Origin of the sequence: Chitinophaga sp. OAE865 (assembly GCF_040546735.1) — a bacterium.
GTDB lineage: Bacteria > Bacteroidota > Bacteroidia > Chitinophagales > Chitinophagaceae > Chitinophaga > Chitinophaga polysaccharea_A.
Genome location: NZ_JBEPOF010000001.1, coordinates 4,488,875 through 4,509,373, shown reverse-complemented (window position 1 = coordinate 4,509,373; position 20,499 = coordinate 4,488,875). Strand labels below are relative to the sequence as shown.

Genomic DNA, 20,499 nt, shown 5'->3' with positions numbered 1-20,499 from the left:
CCATGTATAAATACCTGACGCCTATGAAACCATTTTACACTTGCACCACCCTCCGCCGGAAAAAACCATCCGGTGATGATAACCGATGTAAAGAGTTGAAGTACAGTAGGTATTGAGTAAACAACCTGCTCAAAACCTGATACTTTTTTTACTTAACTGTTTGCACCTATGAAACGACTACTAACCTTATTGTACCTGATACTGGGGCTTGTGCTGCTGAATAAGCAAGCGACAGCACAAAGCGCGCCTCCCGACGGCACACCATTTATGAACCTTCCGGATACCATCTGTAAAGGAAGTTTCGCCAGTATGAATGCGTTCTTCTGGAAAAACACCAGTAACTACGCTGATTCTGCTACCTGGACCATTACGGGAGGAGCCTACGATGTGCTCTTTACTACTGACAACCGGCCCGGCCATGAACTGGTAGGCCAGCTGCGGGATACCTATAACAGCAATGGTATAAATATCAACAAAAACTCCCTGACCATAAAATTCAATGATGCGGCGAAATATACTGTGAACGTGATCCTGTACAGGGGAAAGAATACCTATCCTATTACAAAGTCGATATATGTAAAAGACTGTACCATTCAACCCTGCCTGGGAAACACCACCAGTAAAAGCGATTTTGTAGAAGACTTTGGCAGGTTCAAGAAGAATGCGACCGCCAGCCGGTCCAATTCAGCGGTTACAGGATATAACTATGTAGCCATGCCGCTGAACGGGGCCAATTTTATCGATGATAGCTACAACATTTTCTGGCATACACAAATAAGAAGCGAATGGGTATATTCAACCGACCATACAGGAAGTACCATAGATTCAGTAGGTGGTATGCTGATCGCCAACTCTTCGATCAATAAAAAATCTTTCTATACTAAAAATAACGTGCAGGTATGCCCTGGCTCTTCCTATAATTTCAGCGCCTGGTTCCTGAATGTAAACAGCTATAACGTATTTAACTATAATTGCGCGTGGGGAAATAACGACGGATATCACTATGCCGGGGTTACCTTCCTGATCATTAATAAAAAAGGCAGCACCAATACAGCCTTGTGGGATACGCTCGCCAGGTTTAAAACCTACGACGTATCCATGCACCTGGAATCCCCGGCATGGCAGCAATATGGCGGCAGCTTTAAAACACCCGGAGGTGTAACCTCTGTGACACTGGAAATTGTGAACGACCGCCTGGGTGATTGCGGAAATGATATTGCGATAGATGATATCAAGTTCAACTATTGCAGCCCGGATATCTATTCATTTATAGATGGTCAGATTGATACCGAATTAAGAGCCGATTCACTTTGTGAAGGAGCACCTGTTACCATCAAAGCATTGTATAGCCCGGATGGTCATCTGCCCAACGGTACTTATGACCCGAACCAGGACTACTTTAAGAACCCGATATACCAATGGTTTTACAGTACTACCGGGAACGAAAATAACCCGGCTGACTGGTTTCCTGTTACCAACGGGAATGGTATTTCAGGCGCCGCCACCAATACGCTTACGTTTGCCGACGGCGCCCTGAAAGGCGATCCTAACCAGGTTGTACATAAATATTACCGTGTAAATATTCTTGAATCGGGGAATCAAAGCAACTGTGCATCCCCATCCAAATACACTAAAATCACCATTCTTCCCAAACCCAAGGTGACTATTTCCTCGGGCAGGATATGTATCGGGGAAAGCGTGGATCTCACGGCCGATGGGGGTTACAGCACCTATGAGTGGAAAGTGGACCCGGTATATACAGGTGCAAAAATGACCGTGTTTCCCGACAGCACCAGGGACTACTGGGCTATCGGGATCGCTGATTACGGCTGGAACTCTGTAAAAAATGAGCCGCGGCAATGTAAGGATAGCGGATACGCCAGGGTGATAGTGGATAAAAAGCCGGTGACTGCCATTACAGGCGGGCCGGCTGAAATCTGTCTTGGTGCGCAGATTAACCTGAACCTCGCTATTACAGGTGCTCCGGCCGACAGCCTGAACTGGAAATGGAAATATGGAACAGATTCTATTAAAGGCAAAGTGCCGTCCATTACGCATGTTCCATCAGACATTGGTGCAAAAGCCTACAACGTAGAAGTGACCAATAAAACCTGTGTGGTGGTTGATACGTTTAAGGTAAATGTGCGGTCGTTGCCCCAGGCCGATGCAGATACTATTTACAGGCAGTGTAATATATCTACCTTTAATATTAAAAGAAGCCCGCTTCCCACGGACCAGCAGGGTGTATGGTTATTTAATGGCCCTGGTAAAGGCGCTGTGATTACCAACACCACCAACGCCACTACCAGTGTAACAGGCGTTCCTGCAGGTGATACCGTACGTCTCTTCTGGGTAATTACCAACAAAGCAATGGCTGCGTGTACCGACACCAACCGGGTAACGCTCATCAACACCAAACCGCTTACACCAAGCGTTGCCGGCCTGGATCAGATACAATGTGGTATCAGGGATTTCCAGTTGACCGCCAGTAAGCCGGGTGTTGGAGAAACCGGGAAATGGACATTGGAACCAGGCACTACATCGTCTGATATAAGCATTAATTATGACACCGCTTATAACGCCATTGCAACCGTAATCAGCAATGCAAGGCCGAAGTCGTTCCTGCTTACATGGACTATTTCCAACGGGGTTTGTCCTGGTCCCAACTCTACCACTATTCAACTTACCATTAAGGATAAACCCACACTGAACATTACTGCTGCCGCAGTTTGTAATACCGTGGATTCCTTTACAGTAACTTACAGTAACGTAGTGCCTGGATCAATAACGAAATATGAGCTGGATGTAGCCAGCACCAGGAAGATGCCCGGATTTACAAAGGTGTCCAAAGCATGGCCGTTTAACACTGCCAATGGTACCTTTAAAGTTAAGTTACCGCCCAATACAGCTGCCGGCAGTTACGATTTCGTAATTACTGCACAGGAAGATACACTGCACGGATGTAGCATAACTGTGCCATTCTCTGTTTCGGTGGAAAAACCATCGACCACGCCAACCGGCATCGATGCCAGCATTGACAGTATATGTGTTAGCAGCAATGTTACCTTAAAAGTAACAGGCGGTTCACTTGGAACTGATTCTCTTGGTAACTCCCATCAATGGAAATGGTATACAGGCGCCTGCCCTGGTTCACCCGGAAGCATAGCGGTTACTCCATCATCTTCTATTAATAATGGTGCAGAAGTGGTATTTAATAATGTAACTGCTACCACCACTTATTATGTACGTGCAGAAACTACCGGTCCGTGTGGAAATACGGGTTGTGCCAATGTAACGATACGGGTGTTTGCACAACCTGCTAAGGCCAATGCCAGCACTGATCAAACAGAATGTGACCGCACTACCGACTTTCAGTTGAATGGTAATGATCCTGGTGTTACAGGTGCGAAAAGCATCTGGACCTCACTTAATCCAAGAGTAACCATTACCAATCCAACGCAAAGGAATGCCACTGTAAAAGTACCTGTGGGAGATACAGCTACGCTTATATGGACCATCTCCAACGGGCCATGTCTGACTTCCAGCGATACAGTGTTTATTACCAATTACAAGAAGCCCATCATGCGCAGTGCAGGCACCGACCAGATGGAGTGTGATAAAACTGTCTTTAAGCTTGATGCCACCGCTCCTACGGAACTGGGAGCACAAGGCACCTGGTCCTTCCTCCCGGCTACTGCTGCGGTGACCTTCGTTGATAAAAATGATCCGAAAACAAATGTAACTGTGCCGGCTAACACTGCCGTGCAGCTGATCTGGAAGATTGCCAACGCGAAATGTGCTGCCGATAACGTAGATACCGTGCTGATCACCAGCCTGCTGAAACCAATTATGCGCAGTGCAGGCACTGATCAGATGGAGTGTAACAAAACCACTTTCACTCTTGATGCTACCGCTCCTACGGAGCTGGGCGCTCAGGGTACCTGGTCCTTCCTCCCGGCTACTGCTGCGGTGACCTTCGTTGATAAAAATGATCCGAAAACAAATGTAACTGTGCCGGCAAATACTGCCGTGCAGCTGTTCTGGAAGATCACCAATGCGAAATGTGCTGCCGATAACGTAGATACAGTATTGATCACCAGCCTGCTGAAACCGATCATGCGCAGTGCTGGTACCGACCAGATGGAGTGTAACAAAACCACTTTCACCCTTGATGCCACCGCTCCTACAGAGCTGGGCGCTCAGGGTACCTGGTCTTTCCTCCCGGCTACTGCTGCGGTCACCTTCGTTGATAAAAACGATCCGAAAACAAATGTGACTGTACCGGCTAATACTGCCGTGCAGCTGATCTGGAAGATCACCAATGCGAAATGTGCTGCCGATAACGTAGATACAGTATTGATCACCAGCCTGCTTAAACCAATTATGCGCAGTGCAGGCACCGACCAGATGGAGTGTAACAAAACCACTTTCACTCTTGATGCCACCGCTCCTACTGAGCTGGGCGCTCAGGGTACCTGGTCCTTCCTCCCGGCTACTGCCGCGGTCACCTTCGTTGATAAAAACGATCCGAAAACAAATGTGACTGTGCCGGCTAATACTGCCGTGCAGCTGATCTGGAAGATCACCAATGCGAAATGTGCTGCCGATAACGTAGATACAGTATTGATCACCAGCCTGCTTAAACCAATTATGCGCAGTGCTGGTACCGACCAGATGGAGTGTAACAAAACCACTTTCACCCTTGATGCCACCGCTCCTACAGAGCTGGGCGCTCAGGGTACCTGGTCCTTCCTCCCGGCTACTGCTGCGGTCACCTTCGTTGATAAGAACGATCCGAAAACAAATGTGACTGTGCCGGCTAATACTGCCGTGCAGCTGATCTGGAAGATCACCAACGCGAAATGTGCTGCCGATAACGTAGATACCGTGCTGATCACCAGCCTGCTGAAACCAATTATGCGCAGTGCAGGCACCGACCAGATGGAGTGTAACAAAACCACTTTCACCCTTGATGCCACCGCTCCTACAGAACTGGGTGCACAAGGCACCTGGTCCTTCCTCCCGGCTACTGCTGCGGTCACCTTCGTTGATAAAAACGATCCGAAAACAAATGTGACTGTGCCGGCTAATACTGCCGTGCAGCTGATCTGGAAGATCACCAACGCAAAATGTGCTGCTGATAACATTGATACCGTAAGGATCACCAGCCTGCTGAAACCGATCATGCGCAGTGCAGGCACTGATCAGATGGAGTGTGATAAAACTGTCTTTAAGCTTGATGCCACCGCTCCTACGGAGCTGGGTGCACAAGGTACCTGGTCCTTCCTCCCGGCTACTGCTGCGGTCACCTTCGTTGATAAAAATGATCCGAAAACAAATGTAACTGTGCCGGCTAATACAGCCGTGCAGCTGATCTGGAAGATCACCAATGCGAAATGTGCTGCTGATAACGTAGATACAGTATTGATCACCAGCCTGCTTAAACCGATCATGCGCAGTGCTGGTACCGACCAGATGGAGTGTAACAAAACCACTTTCACCCTTGATGCCACCGCTCCTACAGAGCTGGGCGCTCAGGGTACCTGGTCTTTCCTCCCGGCTACTGCTGCGGTCACCTTCGTTGATAAAAACGATCCGAAAACAAATGTGACTGTACCGGCTGATACAGCCGTGCAGCTGATCTGGAAGATCACCAATGCGAAATGTGCTGCCGATAACGTAGATACAGTATTGATCACCAGCCTGCTGAAACCGATCATGCGCAGTGCAGGCACTGATCAGATGGAGTGTAACAAAACCACTTTCACCCTTGATGCCACCGCTCCTACTGAGCTGGGAGCACAAGGTACCTGGTCCTTCCTCCCGGCTACTGCTGCGGTCACCTTCGTTGATAAAAACGATCCGAAAACAAATGTGACTGTGCCGGCAAATACTGCCGTGCAGCTGATCTGGAAGATCACCAATGCGAAATGTGCTGCCGATAACGTAGATACAGTATTGATCACCAGCCTGCTGAAACCAGCGGTTCGGGATGCGGGTACCAATAAAATGGAGTGCGATAAAACCACCTTTACCATGGATGCCACTGCTCCTACTGAGCTGGGCGCCATCGGTACATGGACATTCTCTCCATCCACTGCAGTGGTAAACATTGCCAATATCAATGATCCTAAAACATCGGTAACAGTACCGGCCAACAGCTCTATCCTGTTTACCTGGAAGATCACTAACGCGAAATGTGCTGCTGATAACATTGATACCGTGAGAATCACCAGCCTGCTGAAACCAGCAGTTCGTGATGCAGGCAGTAACCAGATGGAGTGCGATAAAACAGTGTTCACCCTGAATGCCACAGCTCCTACTGAGCTGGGCGCTATTGGTACATGGACATTCTCTCCGGCTACCGCGTCCGTGAAGTTTGCTGATAAGAATGATCCAAAAACAACTGTCACCGTACCGGCGGATAGTACTGTGTTGCTCTTCTGGCAGATCACCAACGCCAAGTGTTCTGCGGTTACTTATGACACCGTAAGGATCACCAGCCTGAAAAAACCAATTGTTCGTGATGCAGGCGCTAACCAGATGGAGTGCGATAAAACAGTGTTCACCCTGAACGCTACTGCTCCTACTGAACTGGGCGCCATCGGTACATGGACATTCACACCAACTACCGCTTCTGTGAAGTTTGCTGATAAGAACAATCCAAAAACAACTGTCACCGTTCCGGCTGATAGCTCTGTATTGCTCTTCTGGCAGATCACCAATGCGAAGTGTTCTGCACCTACTTATGATACCGTAAGGATCACCAGCCTGAAAAAACCAGCTGTGCGTGATGCGGGTTCCAATAAAATGGAGTGTGATAAAACCACCTTCACCATGGATGCCACCGCTCCTACTGAGCTGGGCGCCATTGGTACATGGACATTCTCTCCATCCACTGCTGTAGTAAACATTGCCAATATCAATGATCCTAAAACATCGGTAACAGTACCGGCCAACAGCTCTATCCTGTTTACCTGGAAGATCACCAACGCAAAATGTGCCGCTGATAACATCGATACCGTAAGGATCACCAGCCTGCTGAAACCAGCGGTTCGGGATGCGGGTACCAATAAAATGGAGTGCGATAAAACCACCTTTACCATGGATGCCACCGCTCCTACTGAGCTGGGCGCCATCGGCACATGGACATTCTCTCCATCCACTACTGCGGTAACCATCAGCAACATCAACGATCCTAAAACTTCTGTAACAGTTCCGGCTAACAGCTCTATCCTGTTTACCTGGAAGATCACCAACGCAAAATGTGCTGCTGATAACATCGATACCGTAAGGATCACCAGCCTGCTGAAACCAGCAGTTCGTGATGCAGGCACTAACCAGATGGAGTGCGATAAAACAGTGTTCACCCTGAATGCTACAGCTCCTACTGAGCTGGGCGCTACCGGTACATGGACATTCACACCGGCTACTGCTTCTGTGAAGTTTGCTGATAAGAATGATCCGAAAACAACTGTCACCGTTCCGGCGGATAGTACTGTGTTGCTCTTCTGGCAGATCACCAACGCCAAGTGTTCTGCGGTTACTTATGACACCGTAAGGATCACCAGCCTGAAAAAACCAATTGTTCGTGATGCAGGTGCTAACCAGATGGAGTGCGATAAAACAGTGTTCACCCTGAACGCTACTGCTCCTACTGAACTGAGCGCCATCGGTACATGGACATTCACACCAACTACCGCTTCTGTGAAGTTTGCTGATAAGAACAATCCAAAAACAACTGTCACCGTTCCGGCGGATAGTACTGTATTGTTCTTCTGGCAGATCACCAATGCGAAGTGTTCCGCACCTACTTATGATACTGTGAGGATCACCAGCCTGAAAAAACCAGCTGTACGTGATGCAGGTACCAATAAAATGGAGTGCGATAAAACCACCTTTACCATGGATGCCACCGCTCCTACTGAGCTGGGCGCCATTGGTACATGGACATTCTCTCCATCCACTGCTGTAGTAAACATTGCCAATATCAATGATCCTAAAACATCGGTAACAGTACCGGCCAACAGCTCTATCCTGTTTACCTGGAAGATCACCAACGCAAAATGTGCCGCTGATAACATCGATACCGTGAGGATCACCAGCCTGAAAAAACCAGCGGTTCGGGATGCGGGTACCAATAAAATGGAGTGCGATAAAACCACCTTTACCATGGATGCCACTGCTCCTACTGAGCTGGGCGCCATCGGTACATGGACATTCTCTCCATCTACTGCTGCGGTAACCATCAGCAACATCAACGATCCTAAAACTTCTGTAACAGTTCCGGCTAACAGCTCTATCCTGTTTACCTGGAAGATCACCAACGCAAAATGTGCTGCTGATAACATCGATACCGTAAGGATCACCAGCCTGCTGAAACCAGCAGTACGTGATGCAGGCACTAACCAGATGGAATGCGATAAAACAGTGTTCACCCTGAATGCCACAGCTCCTACTGAGCTGGGCGCTACCGGTACATGGACATTCTCTCCAGCTACCGCTTCTGTGAAGTTTGCTGATAAGAATGATCCAAAAACAACTGTTACCGTTCCGGCGGATAGTACTGTGTTGCTCTTCTGGCAGATCACCAACGCCAAGTGTTCTGCGGTTACTTATGATACCGTAAGGATCACCAGCCTGAAAAAACCAATTGTTCGTGATGCAGGCGCTAACCAGATGGAGTGCGATAAAACAGTGTTCACCCTGAACGCTACTGCTCCTACTGAACTGGGCGCCATCGGTACATGGACATTCACACCAACTACCGCTTCTGTGAAGTTTGCTGATAAGAACAATCCAAAAACAACTGTCACCGTTCCGGCGGATAGTACTGTATTGTTCTTCTGGCAGATCTCCAACGCGAAGTGTTCTGCACCTACTTATGATACCGTAAGGATCACCAGCCTGAAAAAACCAGCTGTGCGTGATGCGGGTACCAATAAAATGGAGTGTGATAAAACCACCTTCACCATGGATGCAACCGCTCCTACTGAGCTGGGCGCCATTGGTACATGGACATTCTCTCCATCCACTGCTGTAGTAAACATTGCCAATATCAATGATCCTAAAACATCGGTAACAGTATCGGCCAACAGCTCTATCCTGTTTACCTGGAAGATCACCAACGCAAAATGTGCCGCTGATAACATCGATACCGTAAGGATCACCAGCCTGCTGAAACCAGCGGTTCGGGATGCGGGTACCAATAAAATGGAGTGCGATAAAACCACCTTTACCATGGATGCCACTGCTCCTACTGAGCTGGGCGCCATCGGTACATGGACATTCTCTCCATCCACCGCTGCGGTAACCATCGGCAATATCAATGATCCTAAAACTTCTGTAACAGTACCGGCCAACAGCTCTATTCTGTTTACCTGGAAGATCACCAACGCAAAATGTGCCGCTGATAACATTGATACCGTAAGGATCACCAGCCTGAAAAAACCAGCTGTGCGTGATGCGGGTACCAATAAAATGGAGTGTGATAAAACCACCTTCACCATGGATGCCACTGCTCCTACTGAGCTGGGCGCCATCGGTACATGGACCTTCACACCGGCTACTGCTTCTGTGAAAATTGCCAACATCAACGATCCTAAAACATCCGTAACCGTTCCGGCCGACAGCTCTATCCTGTTTACCTGGAAGATCACCAATGCAAAATGTGCGGCAGATAAAATAGATACCGTAAGGATCACCAGCCTGAAAAAACCGGTAATGCGCGATGCAGGTTCCAGCAAAATAGCATGTGAGAAAACTACCTTTACCATGAATGCTGTTGCTCCTACTGAGCTGGGCGCTATTGGTACATGGACATTCTCTCCGGCTACCGCTTCTGTGAAGATTGCCAACATCAATGATCCCAAAACGTCCGTGACCGTTCCGGCCGACAGCTCTATCCTGTTTACCTGGAAGATCACCAATGCAAAATGTGCGGCAGACCTGGCTGATACCGTAAGGATCACCAGCTATAAAACACCTGCCGCCGCCAATGCCGGCCCGGACCAAGAGAAATGTGATAACGTCAGCTTCACCCTGAATGGCAGCAAACCAGCTGGTTTACATGTAACAGGCACCTGGACAAACCCTGCCGGTACTGCAGGCGTAAATATTGTTTCTCCGAATCAATACAACAGTACCGTAACCGTTGCTGCCGGAGTTAGTGTAAAACTGGTGTGGAAAATCACCAATGGTACCTGTGCCGCTACCTATGATACGGTAATGCTTACCAACTACGCTACCGCCAACAAGGCTAACGCCGGTCCGGACCAGGCCATCTGTAACAACACCAGCGACTTCATTATGGCGGCAAATGCCCCCGGTGTGCCAACTGCCAAAGGCATCTGGACGGATATCAGCCGGATACCGGGAAGAGCGAAGATCAAATCACCGAATAGCCCGACTACCGCGGTAACAGTACCAATAGGCGATACCGTAGTATTGCAGTGGGCCATCGCCAATGGCGTATGTGATACTACTTTCAGCAGGGTGACCATCATCAATTACAAAGCTGCTGTTACTGCCAACGCTGGTCAGGACCAGGAGAAATGTAATACTACGCTTGATTTCATTATGAAAGCCAGTCAGCCTGGATCACCCAGCGCCAAAGGCACCTGGACAGATGTAAGCCGTGTTCCCGGTAAGGCTACCATCAAATCTGTAAACGATCCTTATACCGCTGTAACTGTTCCCGTGGGCGACACTGCAATATTGAAATGGACCGTCACAAACGGAAACTGTATAAGCACCAGCAGTATTGTTACATTGATCAATTATAAAACAGCCGCCGCGGCCAATGCAGGAGAAGATATCGAAATGTGTAACAACACCGGCGATTTCACCCTTGCAGCAGACCCTGTGTCTGTACCAAGTGCAAAAGGCTTCTGGTCGGTGATCAGAGGAAATGCGTCCATCAGATCTGTCAACAGCCCAACCTCCAAAGTAAACATCAACATTGGAGACACTGTAACCTTACGCTGGACTGTAACCAACGGTGTGTGCAGCGCTACCTGGGATGACGTAACGCTCATTAATTACAGGTTGCCGGTACCTGCCAACGCAGGCGCAGACCAGGAACATTGCGACGATGCTACCTTTAAAATGAACGCCAGCGATCCTGGTGTGGCAGGTGCAAAAGGTACCTGGATCGTAACCAGCAATAACGCAGCGCGGATCAGCATCAGCGATATTAACCGGAAAGATGCTGTGATCACAGTACCGGCCGGTGAAACTGCCCAGCTGACCTGGGTAGTAAGCAACGGCGTGTGCGACGCCTCCAGCTCCAGCGTTACCCTGATTAACCGTAAACCGATACTCGGTAATACTATTCAGAACGATCAGACCGTTTGCGTAACGGAAACGCCAATGGCTATACGTGGTAATACGCTTTCCGGCGGTAATGGCACCTATACCTTCCAGTGGCAGCAAAGCACTACAGGCGCCACCGGGCCATTCACCAACATCACCGGCGCTACAAGCGATACCTATCAGCCAGGCCTGCTCACCGCAAATACCTGGTACAGAAGGATGGTGGCTTCAGGGGCCTGTATCAACAACATCAGCAATGTGGTGAAAATCACAGCGATCACTATCAGCCCCATTGTTACCTTCACTCCTCCGGCCATTACTACGGAATGTGAAAGAGGTAAAGACTATACCACCTTCTTCGGAGATCCGGTGTTCAGTCATGCGCCTTACAACAACGAACAGCTGACCATTACCCACAACGATGTGACCGTGGTTACTTCGCCTTGTTTAAGTACAATTACCCGTACCTGGACAGCAACAGACAGATGTGGCCTCTCTGTAAGCGCTTCACAAACCATTACGGTGAAAGATACCAAAGCGCCTGTATTCACTACACCCGCGCCTGCGGATATCACTGTAAATTGTGATAAGGTGCCTGCTAAAACAGACCTGAAAGCAAACGACGACTGCGCAGGAGAAATCATTATCCCTGTAGTGGAAGTACGCCAGGATTTACCGGGCAACTGTTCTAACAATTACCTGCTGATCCGCACCTGGACTGCAAAAGACGAATGTAACACCGGCGTCACCCTGAAACAGGTGATCACCGTAAAAGACATGACCGCACCGGTATTCAACATGGCAACTCCGGCTGATACTACAGTGGATTGCGATAAGATACCTGCAGGATTCAATCTTACTGCTTCCGATAACTGCACCCCGGGTGTAATAACCGTAGTGCCGAAAGATTCAACAGTTCACCAGCCAGGCAACTGTAACAACAACTACGTGATCTACCGTAAGTGGACCGCCTTTGATGAATGTGGAAATGCCCGTGCAGTACAGCAGATCATCAACGTACAGGATACAACCAGACCTGTGTTCAGTATGCCTGCACCGAAAGACACCGTGGTGGATTGCGATAAGGTACCGGCATGGCCTGCGATTACGGCTACCGACAACTGCAGCGGCTCTATCCAGGTATTCACCAGTACTAAAACCGTTAAATTACCAGGCAACTGCGCCGGTAACTTCCGGGAAACAAGAACCTGGACCGCTACCGACGAATGCGGTAACAAATCAGTGATGCAGCAGATCATTACCGTGCAGGATACCACTAAACCGGTATTCACAGTGAGACCTCCTGCAGACACCATCGTGAGCTGCGATAACATCCCTGCTCCTGCTACTGATGTACAGGTATCTGATAACTGCAGCAGCTTTGGAAATGGTCTTACCCTGTCCCGCAGGATCACTACAGAAAGAACACCAGGCGAATGTGCAGGCAATTACCGCATCATCAGGACCTGGATTGCGAAAGACGCCTGCGGCAATACCACTACCATTACACAGGTGGTAACCGTAAAAGACACCACCAGGCCGGTGATCATGCCTGCTCCTGCAGACGTGGTACTTTACTGCCAGGATAAGATCCCTGCGGCGCCGGTATTAACCGCAACAGACAACTGTGATAACAGCTTCCCGAAACGTGCTATCTATACAGAGGATCCTTATGTGGAAGATATCTGTAACGGGTACACGATTGTAAGAAGATGGACCATCATGGATGCCTGCGGTAATAAAGCCAACGACGTGATCCAACGGGTAATTATTAAGCCTTGTGATAAACCGCAACTGGAAGCTACCCTGCCTTCCAACTGTTCAGACAACGGCAGGATCGCCTTACGCAAAGCAGGTAACGTATACCTGCCTACGTATACACTGGTGGCGGTAACCCCGGCCAACGCAGTAACAGGTTTGCCAAGATCACAGAACAACAACGTGTTCAACCTGAACGGCGCTACTTCTGCTTCCTTTATCATAACAGATGGCAGAACAGGTTGCTCATCCGATACTGTGACTTACAACCTGAATTATATCCAGAAACCAATGGTGAACCTCGGCAACGATACCACCATCTGCGGAGGCAATAGCCTTGTACTGGATGCAGGTCCGGCTAACTTCGCCTACCAGATCAAATGGTCTACCGGCGCTACCACGCAACGGATCAATATTAACCAGGCGGGTACCTACTGGGTGAATGTAAGCAACGGCGAATGCGCCACTACTGATACCATTCATGTGGGCCTGGTACCCACCCCTCTGGTGGATATCCCGGATACTACCATCTGCCGCGGCCAAACCGTGAAACTGGATGCTTATGTAAACGGCGGCACCTATCTCTGGAGCAACGGTTCCACTGAGCCTTCCATCCTGGTAGGCACGCAGGAACAATTCTGGGTGAAAGTGATGAAGTCGGGATGTATCACCATCGATACTGTGAAAGTGAGCGTGAATCCTCCACCAGACATCAGCCTGAGCCGCGATACATCTATCTGTCCTGACCAGTCCATTATGCTTACCGTTAATTCAAACGGCGGCCGTATCAAATGGCAGACAGGTGAAACCAGCAACTCCATAGTGGTGAATAAACCCGGCGGATACTGGGTGGCGGTAAGCAGGGACAACTGCGTGGTGAGGGATACCGTGAACGTAAGAATGAAACCTGTTCTCACCATGGATCTGGGACCAGACAGGAATATCTGCCCCGGAGGCTCTGTTACCATAGACGGTACCAACCCGGACGCAGTGTCTTACCTCTGGAACGATGGCGATCCGAACCCGGTTAAACAGATCAGCCAGGCCGGTAAGTACAAACTGGCGGTGATGGACAAATACTGCCAGCGTGTGTTCATGGACAGTGTGAACGTAAACATCACCGGCTTACCAGTCATCAATCTCGGAAGGGACACTACCCTATGTAAAGGCGAAACACTCATACTGCGCGCTGAAGGCGGCGGCATCACCGGTGTACGGTGGGATAACGGTTCCGGTGGACCATCCCTCACGGTTATCAACGGGGGTACCTATACCGTTACAGTATTCAACGATTGCGGATCCGCAACCGACGATATCACAGTAGGCTTTATAGAGTGTGAACCTAAACCTACCTTACCAAACGCCTTCTCACCAAACGGCGACGGACGCAACGATGTGTTCAGACCTGTTGTAAGAGGACAAATGTTCGAATACGAATTGAGGATCTTTAACCGCTGGGGTGAGCTGATCTTCATGTCGTCCGACAACCATAAAGGATGGGATGGTAAATACAAAGGAGTTCCGGTGGATGTTGGCACCTATGTATGGTGGCTGTCTTACAAGAAAGTAGCCGGCGGATCATCCAATGTGCTGAAAGGTGAGGTGACCGTAATCCGCTGATAACGGTTATCATCTTCATAAAATAAAACAAAAAGCATAAGGCCGGCCGGCTTTATGCTTTTTGTTTTATATGCTCCATTGATTTGTTAACTTGCCATCGTTTCATTTGCAAACCAGAAATTGTTTTTATATGAGAGTGTACGACACCGTAACAGCAGCCATTGAGGATTTACGCAAACGCGGATATATCACTGATTTCAACCTTGTTTTTGACAGTATTCAATGCCCGGAAGGCAATGTGCGCCCGGAAGATTTTGAGATCACGGAAACCTATCGCTTTGAAGGAGATACCGATCCCGGAGATGAAGCGGTAGTATATGCTATTGAAACCAAATCAGGTATCAAAGGGGTATTGATGTATGGGTATGGGGTTTATTCAGAAGATATGTCGGAAGATATGATCCGGAAGCTGGGGCGGCGCTGATCATATACATTAGCGTTAGCCGGGCTGGCTAACGCTAATGTATAAACGTTATTATTAAAGTCCTGCTACTTTTTTACTCAACCTGAAATCAACCATCCCGTTAAACTTACCGGAGGTTACCATATTCGGGATAGCTTCGCGTAAATCACTGCCGGCAGCAGCGCTTATCCTTGCAGAGGTGCGAAGATCCAGGTAAGTACCTTTTGAGATATAGTTCAGCGCCTGCTGCAGGTTTTCGTCTACAGCGGTATTACCCCACGCTACGTTTACATAGTCTTTGGCAGTAGCATCTACCGGGATCCCTGTGTAGTAGCCGCCATTTCCGTTCGCATTTACTGTTTCAAAATTGATAGCATATAAATCGGCGAGGTATACCGGTTTATGGGCATTGTCGTACATGCTGATATTGAAGTCAATAAAGCCAACCGGCTTCCCATATGTTTTCTGCCCGATAAGGCGTACGTTCATATACGGTTTCAGGTTGTTGAGCGTTAATTCACTGGCGGAAGCGGTTTCACCGGTTACGATAAAGAATACATTATCCAGGTTCATGCCTCCGGTAGCCGCAGCAAAGTTCACCTGGGCATCCAGTTTGGTAGCAGCCAGGTTCTGCATGATCTTATCGTTATACTTGTAGGTATACATCAGTTTGCCTGCGGCGGCGGCGGGAGCAAACGCATTGTCGAGGTATTCTGCAGTAGTGGTGGCTCCGCCGCCGTTATACCTGAAATCCACGATCAGCTGCCTTACGCCTTGCGCCTTGAATTTGGCAATGGTCTGATCCAATGCCGTTTTGGTGGCAGTGGCTTCTCCTTTATTATTGGTAACGCTGGAAAAGGTGTACATCACAAAATAGCCCACCTTCACATCTGCGTTCACTATATTTTTAACGGTATAAACGGTATCAAACAATACGGGGTTGATGTTGTAGGTAGCAGCATTAACGGTGATAGTGACCGGTGTCTGGTCCAGCTTTTTTAATCCCAGTGTAGCATTGTCGGATGTAGTGAGTGTGTTATAAAGGGAATTAATGGAAGATGAAGTACTGGAGAAACTGGTATTCCCGTTGATGGAAACGATTTCCCATCCCCTGGAGATACCAGCCTTGCCGGCCGGGCTGTTCTTATCTGCATATTTTACAAATATCCTCACTTTACTGGCGTCGGCGCCTGCGCCGAACCCTACATCAAATCCCAGTTTCGACGGATTGGCGGCTGCATTTTGTTCAGACACTCCGTTCATCAGCTGGTTGGTGATGGTGCCATCTTCATCCAGGAAGCTGTAATGATCATACGGCGCATTGGTCCCGGGGTTAATAGCGTAAGTCTTCATTTCGGCCAGCAGGTCTTTTGCATCGGCATATTTGCTGGCCAACGGATCCAGCTGCGGTACACTGGAATACCAGTAGTAGGTAGGAAGCCCTTTGGCGGCGCTTCGTCCCCCATCCCCATAAGTTACCTGCATGATCTGGTACATCAGGTATTTCAGAGAATCCTTTTTCAGGGCGTCGGTGATCTCAACCGGCGGGGCTGCCGGGGATTTGTCTTTGTGGCAAGACATAAAAGTGCCTGCACAGAGAACACCTGCCAGCATGGTGGCAGGTCCTGCAGAAAACAGTTTTTTATGCATAAAAACAGTTATGACGATGGTAGTCTGGTTGGCCTATTTCCGGGTTGCCAGTGTTTGGCGTGTCCAGAAGTCGGCTGAATAATACAAAGCAAAATGGTCCGCATACTCACCTGGCATCGGAGGCTGCTCTCCTTTTGCCCTTTTGGCTTCCAGTTCTTTTTTGTCCTCTCTCTTCATGGCATTTACCTTGAAATGATAGGCAACAGCCTGGCTGCTTCCTGCAGGAATACCCAGTGCTTTCAGGGGAATTCCCAACTCGCATACCAGGTTACCGGCAGCGTCATATGAAGAAGTGGTTTGAATACCAAACGTATTCTTCACCGGAATATTGCCGTCGGGTATGCTGTCGAAACCCTCTACTTTGATCTCCTTCACATTTGCCAGGAGCTGTTTCTTCAGTTCACCTGCAATAAGGGCCCTGGAAGCTTCCGGAACATCCGGTGCGCCGGTACTTATATTATAGGTGAGCGGAAATGTAACACTGGCGCCACCTTTTTTCTTACCGGTAACGTTCATGGCAATGGTGATCCCCGAGCGCATAATTTTGGCCTGGCTTTGCGGATCAGGTACACTAACGATTACGTATAAATTTTCCTGGTCGTTGGCTATCGTGTAAAATAACTTGGTTACGTTGTTATAGAACTGCAGGGGTTTAGGCCATTCAGTAGCCTGCCCGTCAATTTTAATGTTATCCGGAGCCCATTTATTCGGTTCATCTTGTGCGGAAACATTTAAGTACAACAAAAGACCGGCTATTACCCCCACTCCTGTTGTTAGTGCCCTGTTCATATTCATGTGCTAATTTTTTCAGTTGCACTACAAGGTTAACAAAGAATTTTGAAAATGTGGGAAGAAAAAAGGTATATGAGCCAAAAGAGCCGGTGAATGGGGAGAAAAAGAGAGTAGACGCCGTCTGTTTTCTGGGGCAACAAAAAGCAGGGATAAATCCCTGCTTTCTCTATAAAAAATTACATCTATACTATTAATACAGCAACCTCGTTTTAATCGTATGCTCCACTTCCTTCAACAGCGCCAGCGCCTCCTGCGACAACCGGGTGTCTACATCCAGCACTACATACCCGATCTGGTCGTTGGTTTTCAGGTACTGCCCCAGGATATTGATCTTGTTCGCAGATAAAGCCGTATTGATAGCGGACAATACGCCCGGCACATTCCGGTGGATGTGCAGGATGCGGTGTGTGTTCTCAATAGGCGGTACGCTGATAGCCGGAACAGTATGGGAGCCAAAGCTGGCGCCTTTTTCCAGGTAATTAAGCATTTTACTGCTCACGTCCAGCCCGATATTGTGCTGTGCTTCTTCCGTACTTCCACCGATATGCGGGGTGAGGATCACGTTGGATAATTTCTGCAGCGGTGTGCTGAAAGCGGCGCCATTCTTTTCAGGTTCTACCGGGAATACGTCGATGGCTGCACCGGATAAACGGCCGCTTTCCAGCGCTTCCTTCAGCGCTTCCAGGTCTACCACCTCACCGCGGGCGTAGTTAATAAAGATAGCGCCGGGCTTTGCATCTGCCAGCACCTCTTTAGTGATCATATTCGCAGTGGTTTTGCTGGAAGGTACGTGCAGGGAAACGATATCTGCTTTATTGAAAAGTTCTTTCAGGGTGCGTTGCTGTTCCGCATTGCCGAGCGGCAATTTGGTTTCCGCGTCGTAGTAGATCACGTTCATTCCCATTCCTTCCGCCAGTACGCTCACCTGGCTGCCGATGTTACCATATCCCACTATACCCAGTGTTTTACCCCTGAGCTCATAGCTGCCGGTAGCTTCCTTCATCCAGATGCCGTTATGTGCAGCATTGTTCTTATCCACGATGCGGCGGATGAGAATAATAGACAGCCCTATTACCAGCTCAGCCACTGAACGGGTATTGGAATAAGGCGCGTTAAAAACAGTTACACCATGCTCGGTAGCAGCCTTCAGGTCAACCTGGTTGGTGCCAATACAAAAACAGCCAATAGCCTGCAGCTTCCTGGCCGATTCCAGTACCTTGCGCGTTACTTTGGTTTTAGATCGGATGCCCAGAAGATGAACGTCCTTGATCTCATTGATCAGATCCTCTTCACTCAGCGCACCGGTAAGTTTGCGCACCTGGTACCCTGCCGTGGTAAATTCTGCCACCGCAGCATCGCTGATGTTTTCCAGTAATAAAATGCTGATCTTCTCTTTTGGATAACTTGTCGACTTTTGCTGGTCCATAATATTATACTAAGTTATATGTGTATCTGTATGTTGCAATTGGCTTAATAATTGCTGATAGCGGGGAAACAGGGCACAAACCTACTTGAAGTTGAGGAATATTCAAATAGCAGGGGAATCAAATTCGATTCCATCAAAAAAACGTGAGAATCGGGGACATTTTTTAAAAATTTTCACACTTTTTTGCTTAAAAATGAATTAAAAGAATCGGAAATCGCTGTTTTTATTTGGCAGTCTTTTACTTTGAGTCTAAATTTAGCGCTTTGTATTTTTTGGGTCTAAAAATTGAATTAAGCAAGTAGTCATACTCCTCTAATGAAGCGATTGAAAGCATTAAGTATTATCTTAACTATATCGGGAATTGCAATAATCTCCAGCTGCCAGAGCAATGCAGCAAGAAGGGAAGAAAGCAGAAGAAAAGCAGCGTCAGATTCGGTACGTTTTACGGCAGGATTATCAGCGGCGGAAAAAGAAGCCATCCTGAAATCGCCGCGCACCATACAGATGCAACATGAACTGGAAGCGTTTTATAATGGTAAACTGCTTCGTACAGGATTTAACGGGGCCATGATAGTGGCAAGAAAAGGGGTCATCATCTTTGAAAAATATCATGGTTATGAAAACTCCCGGACTAAAACACCGGTGATGGACAGTTCCTCCTTTCAACTGGCCTCTGTTACCAAAACCTTTACAGGCGCGGCAGTGATGTGGCTGGTACAAAATGAAAAGCTCAGCCTGGAAGATTCCCTCCAAAAATTCTTTCCCGCATTTCCTTATAAAGGGATCAACGTTCGTATGCTCCTGAACCACCGGAGCGGCCTGCCTAATTACCTTTATTTCTGCGACAGTTTATGGAAAGATGAAGCCAGGTTTATCACCAACGAAGAGGTGATCAAATTAATGGAGCAGCATAAGCCGCCTGTGCAGCATCTGCCAAATACTCATTTCCAGTATTGTAATACCAACTATATGTTGCTCGCTTCCATTATTGAAAAAGTAAGCGGGCAGAAATATGCCGACTTCATGCAGCAGACCATTTTTGGGCCGCTGCGGATGACCAGCACTTTTGTGTACGACCCCTCCTCTGCCACCCGCGCGCACCAGACGCAAAGCCACAAGTACAACGGGCAGTTTGAACCAGATACTTACTTCGATGGCGTAATGGGCGACAAAGGCATTTACAGCAGCGCTGAAGACATGCTCAAATGGGACCAGGCGCTTTATTCAGGCCAGTTCCTGAACGATGCCACGCTAAAGGCTGCCTATACACCTTACAGCAATGAGAAACCAGGTGTCCGTAACTACGGCCTGGGATGGCGCCTGATGGTATACCCCGACAGTACAAAAAATATCATTTATCACAACGGCTGGTGGCATGGTAACAATACCGTATTCTATCGTTTCATACAGGATTCTACCACGCTGATCATCTTAGGGAACAAATATAACCGCGGTATTTACCAGGCAGTAAAACCAATACGTGATATTATTGGTCACGGTGATGGTGAAGAAGCGGGTGAAGAATAAAAAGTCATAC

At 48.4% G+C, this 20,499-nt stretch carries 6 protein-coding genes; 3 read left to right on the top strand and 3 right to left on the bottom strand.

The genetic code is table 11. The features are described 5' to 3' along the window. Positions 1-168: 168 nt before the first annotated feature. Entirely contained in the window at positions 169-14,691 is a 14,523-nt protein-coding gene (locus tag ABIE50_RS18135; RefSeq protein ID WP_209857687.1) for a DUF8696 domain-containing protein, read from the top strand. A gap of 130 nt (positions 14,692-14,821) precedes the next feature. Beyond that, positions 14,822-15,115 (top strand): hypothetical protein, encoded by a 294-nt coding sequence (locus tag ABIE50_RS18130; RefSeq protein ID WP_142686948.1) that lies wholly within the window; start codon positions 14,822-14,824, stop codon positions 15,113-15,115. Between the two features lie 54 nt (positions 15,116-15,169). Here ABIE50_RS18130 and ABIE50_RS18125 read toward each other — a convergent pair whose 3' ends face one another. The 3 genes from ABIE50_RS18125 to serA all read right to left on the bottom strand — a co-directional run bounded on the left by ABIE50_RS18125 (position 15,170) and on the right by serA (position 18,962). Continuing rightward, positions 15,170-16,744, bottom strand: coding sequence for a S41 family peptidase (locus tag ABIE50_RS18125; protein ID WP_209857686.1), 1,575 nt, complete (start codon positions 16,742-16,744; stop codon positions 15,170-15,172). A 33-nt stretch (positions 16,745-16,777) separates the two neighbouring features. Further along, entirely contained in the window at positions 16,778-17,539 is a 762-nt protein-coding gene (locus tag ABIE50_RS18120) for a hypothetical protein (protein WP_209857685.1), read from the bottom strand. A 187-nt stretch (positions 17,540-17,726) separates the two neighbouring features. Beyond that, positions 17,727-18,962: a phosphoglycerate dehydrogenase gene (gene serA / locus ABIE50_RS18115; RefSeq protein WP_142686945.1), complete on the bottom strand. Its 1,236-nt coding sequence runs from the start codon at positions 18,960-18,962 to the stop codon at positions 17,727-17,729. Positions 18,963-19,277: 315 nt separating this feature from the next. Between serA and ABIE50_RS18110 the strand changes: the two genes are divergently transcribed. After that, complete coding sequence (locus ABIE50_RS18110; protein WP_354028065.1) at positions 19,278-20,489, top strand: serine hydrolase domain-containing protein; 1,212 nt, start codon at positions 19,278-19,280, stop codon at positions 20,487-20,489. Positions 20,490-20,499: the final 10 nt, after the last annotated feature.